At 73.2% G+C, this 14,345-nt stretch carries 9 protein-coding genes; 4 read left to right on the top strand and 5 right to left on the bottom strand.

Annotated elements, in window-relative coordinates; translation table 11 throughout:
* The first annotated feature begins 113 nt into the window (after positions 1–113).
* On the top strand, positions 114–1,055 hold the full coding sequence (locus tag ACFRIC_RS02700; RefSeq protein ID WP_382778664.1) for an Ig-like domain-containing protein: 942 nt from the start codon (positions 114–116) through the stop codon (positions 1,053–1,055).
* A 28-nt stretch (positions 1,056–1,083) separates the two neighbouring features.
* On the opposite strand, the gene ACFRIC_RS02695 is transcribed toward ACFRIC_RS02700, so the two are convergent.
* Complete coding sequence (locus tag ACFRIC_RS02695; protein ID WP_382778663.1) at positions 1,084–1,965, bottom strand: YegS/Rv2252/BmrU family lipid kinase; 882 nt, start codon at positions 1,963–1,965, stop codon at positions 1,084–1,086.
* A gap of 139 nt (positions 1,966–2,104) precedes the next feature.
* Positions 2,105–3,694, bottom strand: a complete 1,590-nt coding sequence (locus ACFRIC_RS02690) for an FAD-binding oxidoreductase (protein WP_382778662.1) — start codon at positions 3,692–3,694, stop codon at positions 2,105–2,107.
* A gap of 72 nt (positions 3,695–3,766) precedes the next feature.
* Here ACFRIC_RS02690 and ACFRIC_RS02685 point away from each other — a divergent pair, with 72 nt between their 5' ends.
* The gene (locus ACFRIC_RS02685) at positions 3,767–4,366 is read left to right on the top strand and encodes a TetR/AcrR family transcriptional regulator (RefSeq protein ID WP_382778661.1); all 600 of its coding nucleotides are present in this window, start codon (positions 3,767–3,769) and stop codon (positions 4,364–4,366) included.
* Positions 4,363–5,961 (top strand): glycerol-3-phosphate dehydrogenase/oxidase, encoded by a 1,599-nt coding sequence (locus ACFRIC_RS02680; RefSeq protein ID WP_382778660.1) that lies wholly within the window; start codon positions 4,363–4,365, stop codon positions 5,959–5,961. Before ACFRIC_RS02685 ends, ACFRIC_RS02680 begins: the two co-directional genes overlap by 4 nt.
* A 211-nt stretch (positions 5,962–6,172) precedes the next feature.
* Here ACFRIC_RS02680 and ACFRIC_RS02675 read toward each other — a convergent pair whose 3' ends face one another.
* Entirely contained in the window at positions 6,173–7,054 is an 882-nt protein-coding gene (locus ACFRIC_RS02675; RefSeq protein ID WP_382778659.1) for an alpha/beta fold hydrolase, read from the bottom strand.
* 154 nt (positions 7,055–7,208) lie between these two features.
* Here ACFRIC_RS02675 and ACFRIC_RS02670 point away from each other — a divergent pair, with 154 nt between their 5' ends.
* Positions 7,209–9,236, top strand: coding sequence for a BTAD domain-containing putative transcriptional regulator (locus ACFRIC_RS02670; protein ID WP_382778658.1), 2,028 nt, complete (start codon positions 7,209–7,211; stop codon positions 9,234–9,236).
* A 182-nt stretch (positions 9,237–9,418) separates the two neighbouring features.
* Here the strand turns inward: ACFRIC_RS02670 and ACFRIC_RS02665 are convergent, their stop codons facing one another.
* Entirely contained in the window at positions 9,419–10,426 is a 1,008-nt protein-coding gene (locus ACFRIC_RS02665) for a helix-turn-helix domain-containing protein (protein ID WP_382778657.1), read from the bottom strand.
* A gap of 137 nt (positions 10,427–10,563) precedes the next feature.
* Positions 10,564–14,298: a S8 family serine peptidase gene (locus ACFRIC_RS02660; protein ID WP_382778656.1), complete on the bottom strand. Its 3,735-nt coding sequence runs from the start codon at positions 14,296–14,298 to the stop codon at positions 10,564–10,566.
* Positions 14,299–14,345: the final 47 nt, after the last annotated feature.

The following is a 14,345-nucleotide window of genomic DNA, read 5'->3' as shown; positions in this document are numbered from 1 at the left end:
CATCAACTGCAACCGTGGACGCGTGCCCGCAGTCCAAGAGAGAAGTGAGGCAGGCACGATTGTGAGCCGGGGTAAAAGTGAAGCGACGTAGCGGGATAACGACGGCACTCGTCATGGTTGCGGTGCTGGCGGGGGCCAGTGCCTGCGGCGGGGGTACGCCGAAGGCGAGTTCAGACGACGGAAAGGCCGGGGCGAAGAAGCCGACGGCCAGCGCGAAGCCGTCTCCATCGAAGCCCGCCGGGCCGCCGATGCTGCTGGAGACGATCACGCCGCAGACCGGTGCCACGGTCGGTGTCGCGATGCCGATCTCGGTCATCTTCACCAATCCGGTGGCCCAGAAGGCCCGCGCCGGCATCGAGAAGCACATGAAGGTCACCAGCTCGCAGCCGATGACCGGCGCGTGGCACTGGTTCGGTGACCGGCGCGCCGACTGGCGGCCCAAGTCGTACTGGGCGAGCGGTACGAAGGTGAAGGTCACCGCCGACCTGAAGGGTGTCGCGAACGGCAACGGCCGCTACGGCACGCGTTCCTACGTCCACGACTTCACGGTCGGCGACGACGTCCGCGCGGACGTGTCGGTCACCGGTCACACGATGAAGGTCACCAAGAACGGCGCGCCGGTGCGGACCCTCTCCATCAACGCGGGCAGCGCCGAATACCCCACGTGGAACGGCGTGATGGCGGTGATCGACAAGCAGGAGAAGGTCCACATGACCTCGTGCAGCGTCGGCATCAGCTGCAACAAGGGCGACGCGAACTACTACGACCTGACCCTTCCCTGGGACGTCCACCTGACCCAGTCCGGGACCTACGTGCACTACTCGACCGGTGACCCGAACCCGGGCAGCGGCAGCGCCCGGGGCTCGCACGGCTGCGTCCACCTGTCGATCACGGACGCCAAGTGGTTCTACGGCCAGGTCAAGCAGGGCGACCCGGTGTCCGTCACCGGCTCCCCGCGTGCCAAGGCCCCGGCCGACAACGGCTACGCCTCGTTCAACCTGAGCTGGGACCAGTGGCTGGCGGGCAGCGCGGCCGGGGAGACCACCGCGGGCTGACGCCGGACGGCGTGCACGGGCCGGGTGATCAGAAGAGCATCGCCAGATCACCCGGCCGCACCCGGGCCGTGACGGGGAGGGTGGCCTCGACCTCCCCGTCGGCTCCGTAGGGAACGGGCCGGTCGGCCTCTATGTGGATCTCCCGGCCCCGCAGGATCACCACTTCCGGCCGCGCGGTGTGCGCGCCGGTCTTGAGTTCGTTCATGAGGGTGAAGAACAACCGCCGCGGCGCCTGGCGGATCATGACGATGTCCAGCAGGCCGTCGTCCGTCAGCGCCGCCGGGGCGATGATGCGCCCGGAGCCGTAGTAGGCCGAGTTGGCGGCCACGACGGTGTAGCCGCGGTGGAAGTGTTCCTCCCCGTCGACGGTGACGCGGTACGACACCGGACGCCACCCGGTGACCGCGCGCAGCCCGCCGGCGTAGTACGAGGCGGCCCCGCGCAGCACGCGCGCCTGGTTGGCGTGCTGATTGGCCAGCGCGTCGACGCCCGCGTACACACTGCCGAGAACCACGGTGCGGGCATGCACCGCGGACTCCACCTCGATGGTGTCGACGCGCCGGGGCTCGCCGTGCAGCAGGACGCGTGCCAGGTCCTCGGCGGCGGTGGGCAGGCGCAGCGCGCGGGCGAAGTCGTTGCCGCGCCCGGCCGGGACCAGGCCCAGCACGGTGTCCGTCCCGCTCAGCGCGCCGCCGATCCCGCCCGCGATCCCGTCGCCGCCCACGGCGAGCACGACCCGGCCCTGTTCCCCGGCGCGCAGCGCGAGCTCCTGCGCGTGGGCGAGGCTGCGGCTGTACTCGGTCTCCAGGCCGGCTCCGGCCTCCCGCAGCAGGCGGGCGACCGGGAGCAGCGCCGCCGCCCCGGTGGAGCCGCCCGCGGTGGGATTGACGACGGCGGTGAACTGTCGCATCGGTGTGCCTCCGGGCAGTGACGGTGGGACGGAGCGGGCAGAGGGTGAAGGGTGCACGGCGCCGGGCCGGCCGGCAGGCGTGCGGGTGCGGATGATCCGGCGGCGGCCCCCGGCCGCCGCCGGATCATCGCGGCGGGCGTCAGTCCACGGGCAGCAGGATCCCGGGGTTGAGCACGCCGTCGGGGTCCAGCCGCTCCTTGACGGCCCGCAGGGCCTCGATGCCCAGCGGTCCCGCCTCCCGGAGGTACCAGTCGCGGTGGTCCGTCCCCACCCCGTGGTGGTGGCTGATGGTTCCGCCCGCGTTCAGCACGGCCTCGTTGGCGGCCTCCTTGGCCGGTGCCCAGTGGGCGACGGCGTCCTCGCCCTGCGCGGAGACCACCGTGAAGTAGAGCGAGGCGCCGTTCTCGTACACGTGCGAGATGTGGCACATGACCAGGGGCGGGGTGCCCGCGGCGGTCAGCGTCTCGGTCAGGGCGGTGCGGACGGCGGTGTAGAGCTCGGGGACCCGCGACCAGAAGGTCGCGGTCTCCAGGGTCTCGGCGAAGGCCCCGGCGTCGAGCAGCGCGTCGCGCAGATACGGCGCCGAGTAGCGGCCGTGCGCCCAGCGGTCGCCGGGTTCGGCGCCGAGGTAGGTGCCTCCGGCGGCGCGCAGGACCGCAGCGGCCTCCTCGCGGCGGCGCGCGGTCTCCTCCTCGGTCCCCTCGTATCCGGCGATCGCGGTGCAGCCCGCGCTCGTGGCCGCGTCGGCCGAACCGATGGCGTCGGGCTGGGCGAGTCCGACGAAGGTCTCGGTCTCGTCGGACAGCCGCAGCACCGTGGGGCGCGGTCCGTCCTGGGCGAGCCGGCGCAGCGCGGTGGCGCCCTCCTCGAACGAGGCGAACCGCCAGCCCTCGTACACGCGTGTCTGCGGCAGCGGCCTGATCCGTACGGTGACGGAGGTGATGACCCCGAAGGCGCCCTCCGAGCCGAGGACGAGCTGGCGCAGATCGGGGCCGGCCGCCGAACGCGGGGCGCGGCCCGTGTCCAGGGTGCCCTCCGGGGTGGCGAGGGTGAGCCCGAGGACCATCTCGTCGAAGCGGCCGTAGCCGGCCGAGGCCTGGCCGCTGGACCGGGCGGCGGCGAACCCGCCGATGGTCGCCCACTCGTAGGACTGGGGGAAGTGCCCGAGGGTGAAGCCGTACTCGGCCAGGAGTGCCTCCGCGTCCGGTGCGCGCAGGCCCGGCTGGAGCGTGGCGGTCCGCGACACCGGGTCGATGCCGAGCATCGCGTTCATACGGCGCAGGTCGAGGGCGACGAAGGCGCTCCGCTCCGGGGCCAGGCCGCCGACGACGGAGGTGCCACCGCCGAACGGCACGACGGCGAGGCCGTGTTCGGCGCACACGCGCAGGACCGCGAGTACCTCGTCGTGGGTGGAGGGCAGGACGACGGCCCCGGGAGCGTCCCCCGCGTCGCCCGCGCGGAGCTTGAGCAGGTCGGGCGTGGACTTCCCGCGGGTGTGCCTGATCCGCGACTCGGCGTCGGCGCGCACGTGCTCCGCGCCGCCGACGGCCTCCGCCAGCGCGTCCAGGGCCGGGTCCGGCAGGGGCTCGGGAACGGCGATCTCATCGAGGGCGTGCGCGGCGGTGTCCCGCGGCTTGACGCCGAGCAGGTCCCGCAGCAGGCCGGTCACCGAGTCGGGCAAAGGCGCCGCCTTGGCCGGGTCGCCCCAGCCGCTCCACAGCATGTCCATGAACTAGTCCTCATCGGTCGGTGGCGACGTGCCGTCTCCCGCACAGCCGCACGGGGCGTTACACTGTGACACATGGCGCCTATTCGTCACAAGCACTCGGACGGCGACCCCGTCCTCGACGCCGTACGCGACTGCGTCCTGGCGGTCGGAGTCCGGCGTACGACCCTCACCGACGTGGCACGCCGCGCCGGCGTCTCGCGCATGACGCTCTACCGCCGCTGGCCCGACGTGCGCTCGCTGGTCGGCGACCTGATGACCCGTGAGTGGATCGACGTGGCGACCGGCGCGATGCCCGAGCCCCACCCGGACGAGCCGACGCGGACCCGGATCGTGGACGGTCTCGTGGCCGGCGTGGAGGGCTTCCGGGCCCACCCGCTCTTCCGCAAGATCATCGACGTCGACCCCGAACTCCTGCTCCCCTACGTACTGGACCGCCGCGGAGCCAGCCAGGAAGCCCTCCTGGAACTGCTCGCCGACGCCCTGGCGGAGGGGCACGCCGACGGCTCGGTGCGGATCGCCCCCACGAGAAGACAGGCCCGTGCCGTACTGCTCGTGGTCCAGTCCTTCACCCTGTCGCTGCGGACCATGACCGACGAGGACGACCCCGAACTGACCAGCACGGCCTTCCTCGACGAACTGCGCACCCTTCTGGAGAGGACCCTCACGCCATGAGTCCCACAAGCAGTCCGTCCGGCCCGGCGGCCCCGGCGCCCGGATCGTCGCTCTCCGCCGCCCGCCGCCGCCGTGAACTCGCCGAGATCGTGGGCGGCGCCACCGTGGACGTCCTGGTGATCGGACTCGGCGCCACCGGCGCCGGAGTCGCCCTGGACGCGGCCGCGCGCGGACTCAGCGTCGTCGCCGTCGACGCCCACGACCTCGCCTTCGGCACCTCGCGCTGGAGCTCCAAGCTCATCCACGGCGGACTGCGCTACCTGGCTTCCGGGCAGCTCGACGTCGCCCACGAGAGCGCGGTCGAACGCGGCGTCCTCATGGAGCGCACCGCCCCCCACCTCGTACGTGCCCAGCCCTTCGTCCTGCCCCTGACCCCGTTGGTGTCACGCGGTCAGGCCTCCCTCGCCTGGGCCGGGTTCCGGGCCGGTGACACCCTGCGCCTCGCGGCCCGCACCTCGCGCGCCACCCTGCCCGCTCCGCGCCGCCTCTCCGCGGTGGAGGCCCGTCATCTCGCGCCGTCGGTGCGACCCGCGGGGCTGCGCGGCGGGCTCCTGTCCTGGGACGGCAAGGTGACCGACGACGCCCGGCTCGTCACGGCGCTCGCCCGCACCGCCGCCGCCCACGGCGCCAGGATCCTCACCCGCGTCAGGGTTCTGGGGACCGGCGGGACCGTCGCCCGCGTCCGCGACGAACTGACGGGGGAGGAGGGCGAGATCAGGGCCCGCGCGGTCGTCAACGCCTCCGGCGTCTGGGCGGGCGACCTCGTCGACGGCATCCGGATCCGCCCCTCGCGCGGAACCCATCTGGTGCTGCGCGCCGACCTGTTCGGACCGCTGCCCGCCGGGATGCACATCCCCATCCCGGGCGAGAGCAACCGGTTCGTCCTCGTCCTGCCGCAGGACGACGGCCGCGTGTACGTCGGGCTCACCGACGAACCCGTCGACGGGGACCTCCCGGACGTGCCCGAGGTGCCGGAGTCGGACGTCGGCTTCCTGCTCGACGTCGTCGGATCCGCCCTGGACGTCCCGGTGCGGCGCGACGACGTCGTCGGCGCCTTCGCGGGGCTGCGCCCCCTGCTCGACACCGCGCCCGGACGCTCGGGAGCGGCCGCCCGCACCTCCGACATCTCGCGTCGGCACGCCGTCCTCACCTCCGACGACGGGGTGACGACCGTGGTCGGCGGCAAGCTCACCACCTACCGGCGCATGGCCCAGGACGCCGTGGACGCGGCGGTCGTGGCCCGGGGACTGCGCGCCGGTCCCTCGACGACCGCCTCCCTGCCGCTGGTCGGCGCGGCGGCCCCGCAGCGGCTCGGATCACTGGCCGCCCCCGGCCACCTGATCCGCCGGTACGGCGCCGAGGCTCCCGCCGTCCACGCCCTCGCCGCCCGGGACCCCCGGCTCGGTGAGGCCGTGGTGCCCGGACACCCGGTCACCCGGGCCGCGCTGCTGTGGGCCGTGCTGCACGAGGGCGCCCTGGACGAGGCCGACCTCCTGGACCGCCGCACCCGCATCGGCCTGATCCCCGAGGACCGGGCGGCCGCCGAGACGGCCGCCCGAGAGGCCCTGGACGAGGCCGCAGCCCGGCCCGCCTGACACGGGCAAAAAACCGCACCGAGCCAAGGGGACCCCGGCGCGCCGCCGGCCGACCGTGAACGGATCGGCGTGCCGGATCCCCGCCGTCGCACCATGACCCAACTCCCTCTGGATCACGTGCTGTTGTATCGGACGGTCGTGGAGCTCCCGGGCCGGCTACGCGGGCCGTCCGTTCAAGGCCAGTCGCCGCCGGGGCATCAGCGGGTCTCGATCAGCGGTCGGCCAGGGCACGGATCTCGTCGGCGATCAGGTTCGGGTCCTCCTCGGCCATGAAGTGGCCGCAGGACACCGTGCGGTGGCGCAGGTCGTCGGCCCAGGCGCTCCACAGGCCCTGGGCGTGGTAGCCGAGGGCGGCGCCCCAGTCCTGCTGGAGGACGGTCACCGGCATGGCGAGCCGGTTGCCCGCCTCCTTGTCGGCGGTGTCGTGGTCCACGTCCACACCGGCCGAGGCGCGGTAGTCGGCGACGATGGAGGGCACGGCCGCCGCGGACGCGGCGAGGTAGTGCGCGCGGACGTCGGCGGGGATGGCTTCAGGGTCCTTGGTCCAGGCATCGAGGAAGTAGGCGAAGAAGGGGTCGGCGCTCGCCTGGATCATCTCCTCCGGCAGGCCGGGGGCCTGTGCCATCAGGTACAGGTGGAAGCCGACCGCGGCGGAGACCCCGTGCAGGGCGTCCCACATGTCCAGGGTGGGCAGGATGTCGAGGAAGAGGGCGCGGGAGACGGTGTCCGGGTGGTCCATCGCGGCGCGGAAGGCGACCAGGGCGCCGCGGTCGTGGCCGGCCAGGACGAACCGGTCGTGTCCCAGGTCGGCGGCCAGGCGCACCACGTCCTGGGCCATGGTCCGCTTGGAGTAGACGCCGGGACCGGTCTCGGCCGGCTTGTCGCTGGCACCGTAGCCGCGCAGGTCGGGACAGATCACGGTGTGGTCGGAGGCGAGGTCGGCGGCGACGTGCCGCCACATCAGGTGGGTCTGCGGAAAGCCGTGCAGCAGGACGACCGGCGCGCCCGTGCCGCCCACGGCGGCGTTCAGGGTGACGCCTTCGTCGACGCGCACGCGGTGCTCGGTGAAACCGGTGATGCTCGGGGGTGTCACAGCGACTCCTGTGGTTCGTGGCAGAGTGGACGTTCCGGACTCGGCGGTCCGTGTCGTCCGGGGACGTCACCCAGGTTGCGGGCCCCGGATCAGCGATCGATGAGTGCACACGCGGTATGCCCGGAGACGGCACCGCCCGCGAAAGGACCCTGTCGTGGGCGTGGAGTTCGGACTGCTGGGACCGGTGGCCGCCTGGGACGCCGACGGCTCGGCCCTCCCCCTCGGAGCGCCCCGCCACCGCGAGGTGCTCGGGCGCCTGCTGATCGCCCGGGGCCGGGTCGTGCCGGTCGGCCGGCTCGTCGCGGACCTGTGGGAGGACGAGTCTCCGGCGGGTGCGGTGGGCGCGGTCCGCACCTTCGTCGCGGCGCTGCGCCGCGCCCTGGAACCCGCGCGACCTCCCCGGCAGCCCTCGCGCCTGCTGGTCACCGACGGCCCCGGTTACGTCCTGCGCGCCGGCCGCGGGGCGGTGGACGCCTGGCGGTTCGAGGACGCCGCCGCGCGTGCCGCCGGGGCACCGCCCCACGCGGCCGTCGCCCTGTGGGACGAGGCGCTCGCTCGTTGGCGGGGGCCGGTGCTGGCCGACTTCCCCGCCGCCGCGTGGGCCGCCGCCGAACAGGTGCGGCTGGAGGCGCTCCGCCTGGACGCGGTCGAGCGGCGCGCCGATGCCTTGCTGGCCACCGGCGCCGCCCGCGACGCCGTCGCCGACCTGCGCGCCCATGTCGCCGCCCACCCCGGCCGGGAGGACGGCTGGGTGCTCCTGGCCACGGCGCTCGATCGTGCCGGGCGGCGGGGTGAGGCGCTGGAGGCGCTGAACCGGGCCCGCGACGCCCTCGCCGGCGGGGGCGGTGGGCGTGTCCCCTCGGGCGCCCTGGCACGGACCGAGGCGCGCATCCTCAGCGGTACGGCAGGCTCCGCGGTCGAACCGGCCGGGATGGCCGACAGTGTCTGGGACCGGGCGGCGGCCTCGTGGGACCGCACGGTGCCCGCTCGCTCCAAGGCCCGGCTGCACGCGACCGCCGGTCTGCTCCGCGACCTCGCGGTGACCGGCCCCGACGGCCTCGAGGAGGCCCGTCGGCACCGACGGGATCTGGTCGCGGCGGCCGAGACGACCGGCGACACGGAGCTGGCCGCCAGGATCATCGGCTCCTACGACGTCCCGGCGGTGTGGACCCGCGCCGACGACCCCGACGACGCCGGCGAGCTGTCCCGGGCCGCCGCCCGTGCCGCCGCCCGTTTCGGTCCCGACGGGCCGGCCGCGCTCCGCGCCCGGCTGCTGTCCGTCGTGGCGGTCGAGTCACGTGGCGACGCCGCCGCCGACGCGCCGCTGTCCCGGGCCGGCGACGCCCGCGCCACCGAACCGTGGCGCCGGCGCGCCGAACGCGCCGCGGAGGAAGCCGTCCGGATCGCCCGCCGTCTGGGCGACCCCGCGCTCCTCGCGTTCGCGCTCAACGCCGCCTTCATGCAGTCGTTCGCCGACTGCGGGTCCGCCGCGACCAGAGACGCCCTCGGCGATGAGCTGACCCGGCTGGCCGTCGAGCACCAGATGCCCGGCCATGAAGTTCTGGGCCGCATCGTCGGTCTCCAGGCTCTCGCCGGCCTCGGTGACCTCGCGGCGGCGGACGCCGAGGCCGAGGAGATCGACCGGCTCGCGCACCGCAACGAACGGCCGCTGGCCGGAGTGTTCACCGCCTGGTACCGCGCCCTGCGGACCTGCGAGACCGAGGGCTGGCCCGCCGCCCGCTCCCCCTACGCACGTGTCCTGGCGGAGACCGCCGACTGCGGCATGCCCGGCCTCGTCCAGGGCGCCGCCGTCCTCGTGGCGCTGGTCCCGGTGATGCGGGGTGACACCCCGCTCGACCCCCAGGACTTCGCCCACCTCGACGCCGGTCCCTACCGGCCGTGGCTCGACCCTCTCCTGCTGGTCGAGTCCGGTGCCGTGGAACAGGCCCGGCAGGCGCTCACGGAAGTACCCCGGCCTCCGCACGACCTCCTGCAGGAGGCGCTGTGGTGTGTACTCGCCCGCGCGGCGGCGACCGCCGGGCACCGGCCGGTCCTGCGCCGGGCCCGCGACGAACTCTCGGCCGCCGCGGGAGAGCGGGCCGGTGCCGGGAGCGGTCTGATCTCGTTCGGGCCGGTCGAACACCACGTCCAAAAGGCCGAAGCAGCCCTCGGAGTCGGGTGACCCCCGCGTGGCGCGGAAGGTGCCGGACCGTCAGGCAGCCACGAGAAGGCCGCCGGCAGCCTCTCGCCGACTGTGCTGTGCCGCCGGCGAGTCGCCTCGCGCACCATGGAGTGGACCGGCTGCCGCGCCTGCTTCCGGAACACCTCGGGACCGACCGCCGTCGAGCCATGCGGCGAACGCCCTCACGGCTGCCTCGTCGGCGACGCCTCCACCCAGCCGTGCCGGACCGCGTGGCCGCCGAGTTGCATCCGGGTGCGTACTCCGGCCAGGTCCATGAGGCGGCGCAGTCGTCGGTGCATCGTGCGCGGTGACAGGCCGAGTTGTGTCGCCACCGTCAAGTCGGTGGCACCTGCCAGCAGAAGCGCGAGGATCCGTTGATCGAGGGCCGTCGGGCCCTCCGGCTCCAGTTCGACGGTGGGTTCGGGTCCATCCTCGTCGACGGGCAGTGCCAGCGGGTGGGCGGTGCGCCAGACCGTCTCGAACAGCGTGTCCATCGCGTCCAGCAGGCCGCTGCGGTGCAGCAGCACCGCTCCGGGCTCACCGGCCGGCGTGGTGGCGAGCGGGACGAGGCCGAGTTCGGTGTCGGCCAGCATGAGTTTCATGGGCAGTTGGTCGGCGACCCGCAACTGCACGCCGTTGCGCAGGGAGTCGATCGCGTCGTGGATGATGCCCGGTTCCTCCAGGACGGCCCGGTCCAGTACCGCCCGGAACCTCACGCCACGACCGAGCGCCAGCGGTTCGGCCGTGTTCTCGCCCGGAGGCAGGGCGACGAACGGTGCCGTGATGAAGGTGCGGACCTGCGTACGGGCCGCCTGCTGAACCTGGAGGTAGCGATGGCGGATCGCGTCGACGCCGGTGACGACCTCGATCAGATCGCCGATGCCGGTCGCGGTGGTGGCCGCCCGGTGTTCCTCGGCCAGGGCGACCAGCGCGTGCTCGGCAGCGCGCAGCCCGTCCCGGCGCTGCGTGATCAGGGCGCCGAGCGCCATGGCGGGCGGGGCGGCGGTGAACCGGTCGTCCGCCGATCCGGTCACCAGTCCCCATGTGACCAGACGGGACAGGGCGTCGTCGGCCTGATCCCGCGTCAGGGAGAGCAGCTCCGACAGGGTCACCGCGGTGGAGCTCGGCCGTCCGAGGAGTGCCCGGTAGACGCGCTCGTCATCCGGTTCCAGGCCCAGGACATCCAGCATCGGCGACCGACTCTCCTCCGCTCGTCGCAGCGGGGAGAGTATGCGCCATGGCGGCAGACTCCGAACAGTCCCTGGTGGAAGCGCGTGTGCCGCGACAGGCCCCGGGGAGTTGCCTCCCCGGGGCCGATCTGCGTGGTTCATCGCAGGCCGTACGCCCGGATGATGTCGTTCTTGACGCCGAAGCCGCTGCTCGTCTCGGCGCTCGCGCGGACCGAGAGGAAGCCGCCGGGCTTCCTGGCCGTCCTGAACGAGCCCTTCCAGTAGCCGCCGGCGCCCTTGGTCAAGGTCACCTTCCGCCAGGTGGCGCCGTCGTCGTACGAGACGTCGAGCTTCACCGTGGTGACCTTGCCCGGCACGGTGCCGAGGTCCATGGACACCGGCCTGAGGGCGATCCGCTGGGTCGCGTCCGCCTTCACGTCACCGTGCAGGTCCGACGCCAGTTCGTAGTTCAGGTTCAGCACCGAGAAGGGCTCGAAGGAGTCCGAGTCGACGGTGTCGGACATGAACGTCCACTCGCTGTGGGTGCGGGTCGACAGCCGGAAGTCGTCACCGGGCCGCTCCACGTCGAGGACGGCGCGGTAGGGCAGGTTGCCCGCCGGTACCTCCTGCCACTGCATGTCCCCGCTGACCGGGTTGTCGTAGATCCGTGTGTCGCCCTGGAAGATCTGCAGGTGGGACGGTGTCTCGCCCCACGGCAGGTAGCCGCCCAGCCGCATGTTCCGGCTGGCGGAGGCCCACGCCTGCACGTTCCAGGTCATGTAGTTCTGCCAGCGGGAGTTGTACACGCCGAAGGACTCGCTCTGGCCGGGGCGGGTCGCCGGAGCGAACCAGTCCAGACGGGTGGTGCTGCCCTGGGTGTACGTGTTGTCGCCCGACACCATCACCCAGGGCAGGGTTCCGTCGACACCCTGCGCGTGGAACTCCCTCCAGACCTGGCCCGGGGTCACCCATTCGGTGCGGGTGCCCGGGTGCCACTCGGCCTCGGGGAGGTTGAACGACGGGCTGAGGGTGAAGTCGGACCGGTAGCCTTCCGCCGCCTTGCCGTCCGTGGCCGAGTAGTAGCGGGCGTCGATCCGGGCGAGGTCACGCCGGGCCGGCTGGTAGACCAGGGGCCGGTCCGGCACCCGGCCGGGGTAGTTCCGCGTCAGGTCGTAGACGAACGGCGTGTACTCGGTCTGCTTCACGGTCAGCTTGAAGACGCCGGCCTTGGCCATCGAGACGAGGGCCCGGCCCGCGTCGCGATGGACGGTGGCGACCGGGAGGGCCGACTCGCCGACGTACTCCATCAGGGAACCGACGCCGTCGTTGACCACGATCAGCGCCTTCGCGCCGGCCGCCGCCGCGGCTTCGGCACGCTCCTCGGGCGAGACGCCGTCACCGCGCTCGACGACGACGACCTTGCCCTTGGCCCTGACCTTCGCGTACGCGGCGGCCGAGCCGTCGCCCGCGTAGACGGCGCCCAGCGTCTGCGTGGCGGTGCCCAGGGCACTGCCCGCCTGCACCAGCGTGTCGAAGCGCAGCCGGCCGCCCGGCGTGCTCAGAGCGAGCCGGGGCTCGCCCTTGCGCCAGCGGGTCGTCAGGACGAACTCGCCCTGCTTCATCGGCTTCGTCGGCGAGACGTAGACGTCGTCGTACGTCGGCGGCAGCACGTACGCGCTGCGATAGTCCGTGTACGGGTCCTGGCCCTTGTAGTGGACGTTGAAGTCGACCTTGCGCTGGCGGTCCTCGGTGCGCTGCGGCGCCCGGGTCCTCAGCAGCCGCGCCTTGCTCGCGTCCAGCACCACGTCCTTGGACCCGCCCTTGAGCACGGTCTCCGGGGCGACCAGCACGGCCAGACCGGAGCGATCCGCCTTCTCACCGGCCACGTCGACGTAGCCCGCGACGGTGTACGTGCCGGGCGCCATGCGCAGGGTGGTCGAGCCGTCGACGTAGACGTTCCACGGCCAGACGTCGCCGGCCAGGTTGATGCCGACCCAGCCGGCGGCCGGCTTGCCGTCCCGGCCGACCAGCTTGATGTTCAGGTCGTAGCGCTCGTCCTCCTTGAGCAGCGCCACGGAGGTGCGGGTCACCGGCTTTCCGGTGGCCGCGTCGGTCGCCGTCACGTAACCGACGTGCCGGCCCGCCGGGACGGCTCGCGGGTCGCCGGTGACCGGGACGGTCGCGGTGCCGCCCGCCGGGACGGTCACCCTGCTCGCTCCCAGGGTGAACGGGCCGCCGTCGTCGGTCAGACCCAGGTCGAGCGTCGCGTCGGAGGATCCGCTGTTGGTGAAGGTCAGGTCCTTGGTGACGGCCGTGCCGTTCGGGTCGTACGGCCACGTGTGGTTCCCGAAGAACAGCGATCCGGTGGCGCGGACCGTGGTGCGCACCGCGGCGGCCACGTCGACGCGGCCGGTGCCGACCTCGTACGGCGAATACCCCGCGTCCAGGCCCTTCGCCGTGCTCATGAGCTGTTCCTTGAGCTGGGCGCCGGTCCAGTCCGGATGCCGCTGGGCCAGGATCGCCGCCGCCCCGACCACGTGCGGAGTGGCCATGGAGGTACCGCTGAGCGTGCGGTACATGCCCGTCCCGCCGTCGGTCATCTCCTGCGAGCGGGCCGCGGTGATGTCGACGCCCGGGGCCGCGATGTCCGGCTTCAGGGCGCCGGAGGAGGCCAGCGGACCGGTGCTGGAGAACGATGCGAGCTGATCCTGCTTGTCCGTGGCGGCCACGGTCAGCGCCGAGGCGGCCGCCCCCGGGGCGGAGATGCTCTCCGGACCCGCGTTGCCGGCGGCGATGACGAACAGCGTGCCGTACTTCGCCGACAGCGCGTCGACCGTCTGCGACATCGGGTCGCTGCCGTCGGTCGGGTAGGAGTCGCCGAGGCTCATGTTCACGACGTCCGCACCGGACTCGGCGGCCCACTGCATACCGGCCATGACCCAGGAGTCCTGGCCGTAGCCCTCCGCGCCACCGAGCACCTTGCCGACGTACAGGTCGGCGCCGGGAGCCACACCCTTGTAGTCACCGCCCGAGGCGGCTCCGGAACCGACGATGGTGGACGCCACGTGGGTGCCGTGCCCGTTGAGGTCGGTGATGGCCTCACCCGGTACGAAACTGGCCGTGCCGTCGATCACACCGGCGAAGTCGGGGTGGTTGACGTCGATGCCGGTGTCGAGCACCGCGACCTTGACGCCCTTTCCGGTGTATCCGGCCGCCCACGCCTCGGGCGCGCCGATCAACGGCACGCTCTCCTTCAGGTCGGCCTTCACCCGGCCGTCGAGCCACAGCTTCGCCACTCCCGCGCCCATCGCCTTGCCGCCCCGCGGCACGACGGTGTTCCAGAAGGTGCGGGCCCGCCGCTTCTGCGCGCTGAGCACGGCACCGCGAATGCCCTTGAGGGTGCGGGTCAGCCTGCTGCCCCGGGGAGCCGCCGGCTCGACGGCCGCGCGGGACTTCGACGCGGCGTACGTCGCGATCAGCGGCATGGAGGACGTCTTCGCGTCGTCGTACCCCATCTCGATCAGGTCGGTGACGTCGAACAGCCGACGGTCCAGCTTGCCCGCGCCCAGCAGCGGCACCGCCTCGTCGGGGATGACGAACAGATCGCCGTGGACCGTCTGCATCTTCACGCCGCCGACGGCGCTGTCGGGCCGGTCGACGTCGGCCGTCTGCTCGCCGTCGGCCGATGTGGTGACCGTGACGACGTCGCCGGTGACCAGAGTCACCTTGTGGGTCGCCGTGGACCTGGCGGGAACGATGGGCTTGCGCGGGGCGGCATGTGCGGGCTCGTGCAGAACCGCGAGCCCCGACGCCAGCAACGAGGCCACGGCGGCAGCCGATATCAGATGCCGCCGCCTGCGCCAGGAGGCGGCGGAGTGGGAGGAAGAGACCATGCCCCTGGGTCTATCGGCCGGTCCCGGCCGACGAGAAGGCACAGCGA

The organism is Streptomyces sp. NPDC056738, from assembly GCF_042790435.1.
Lineage (GTDB): Bacteria > Actinomycetota > Actinomycetes > Streptomycetales > Streptomycetaceae > Streptomyces.
The sequence above is the reverse complement of the archived record's forward strand: the minus strand, read 5'-3'. Positions and strand labels throughout refer to the sequence as shown.